This window comes from Pseudomonas sp. HMWF006 (genome assembly GCF_003061205.1).
GTDB lineage: Bacteria > Pseudomonadota > Gammaproteobacteria > Pseudomonadales > Pseudomonadaceae > Aquipseudomonas > Aquipseudomonas monsensis.
On the sequence record NZ_QAIU01000588.1, the window covers coordinates 1 to 1,181 of the forward strand.

The 1,181-nt window shown below is 61.7% G+C and carries 2 protein-coding genes; both read right to left on the reverse strand.

The genetic code is table 11. The annotated features are described in order from the left end of the window. Positions 1–528 (reverse strand): ABC transporter permease (locus tag DBR24_RS27225; protein WP_371921372.1); only part of this gene is annotated, 528 nt, incomplete at its 3' end. Between the two features lies 1 nt (position 529). Then, positions 530–1,181, reverse strand: a 652-nt coding sequence (locus DBR24_RS27230; RefSeq protein WP_146189130.1) for an ABC transporter ATP-binding protein, incomplete at its 5' end; no start/stop codon positions are given.

Below are 1,181 nucleotides of genomic sequence, written 5' to 3' on the forward strand. Positions count from 1 at the left end.
GCTGCCGCCCACGCCGGGAATGCCGAGGATGAACTGCAACACCGGCTCCAGCCCCAGGTGCTGCACGAACCACTGCGCCACGCCGCCCTTGGCCAACAGCAACGTCCAGGCGTAAGCCTTGACGATGTAACTGGCCCACATCGGCATCATCACCGCGATGTAGAAAAACGCCTTGGTCTTGCCGGTGGTGTAGCGCGCCATGTAGTAGGCAATCGGGAACGCGACGATGGCGCTGGCGATTGACACAACGATGGCCATGCTCAGCGTGCGCAGGATGATGTCGAAGTTCGACGGCTGAAACAGCGCGGCAAAATTGGCCAGTGTCAGGTCAGGGGTGACCGCCATGGTGAAGTCGTCGAAGGTGTAGAAACCCTGCCACAACAGCACCAGCAGTGAACCGAGGTAGATCGCGCCGAACCACAGCAACGGCGGCACCAGCAGCAGCGACAAATACAGGTTCGGCTTGCGATAGAGCAGGTTGGAAAACCGGCGCAAGGGCGGCGATTGAGTCATCGCGAGCGTGCTCATCTCACACCTCGCCGGCAACGGTGTCGTGCAGTGCAACCATCGCTTCTCGCGCCCAGCGTGCGCTGAGGCGCTGGCCGGTCTGATGCTGCGCGCTGCTGTCGAGCCACTGATTGTTGGCGTGGCTGATGCTCAGGGTCTGGCCGTTTTCCAGCTTCAGTTCATAGCGCGTGGCACTGCCCTGATACTGGATGTCGTGGAGCAGGCCGCTGACTTCGATCTCGTGGGCGGCCAGCGGGCCTTCGGCGAAACGCACATGCTCCGGGCGGATCGAAAACGGCTGCGGATGGCCGCTGAGCTGGCGTGCCAGGTCGCCACGAATCACGTTCGAGGTGCCGACGAATTCGGCGACAAACGTGGTGGTCGGTTTCATGTACAGATTGCGCGGAGTGTCGACCTGTTCGATGCGGCCCTTGTTGAATACCGCGACGCGATCGGACATCGACAGCGCTTCGGTCTGGTCGTGAGTGACGAAGATGAAGGTGATGCCGAGTTGGCGCTGCAGTTTCTTCAGTTCGCTTTGCATTTGCTCGCGCAGCTTGAGGTCGAGAGCACCAAGGGGTTCATCCAGCAACAGCACGCGCGGACGATTGACCAGCGCGCGGGCGAGGGCGACACGTTGGCGCTGACCGCCGGACAACTGCACTGGCTTGCGT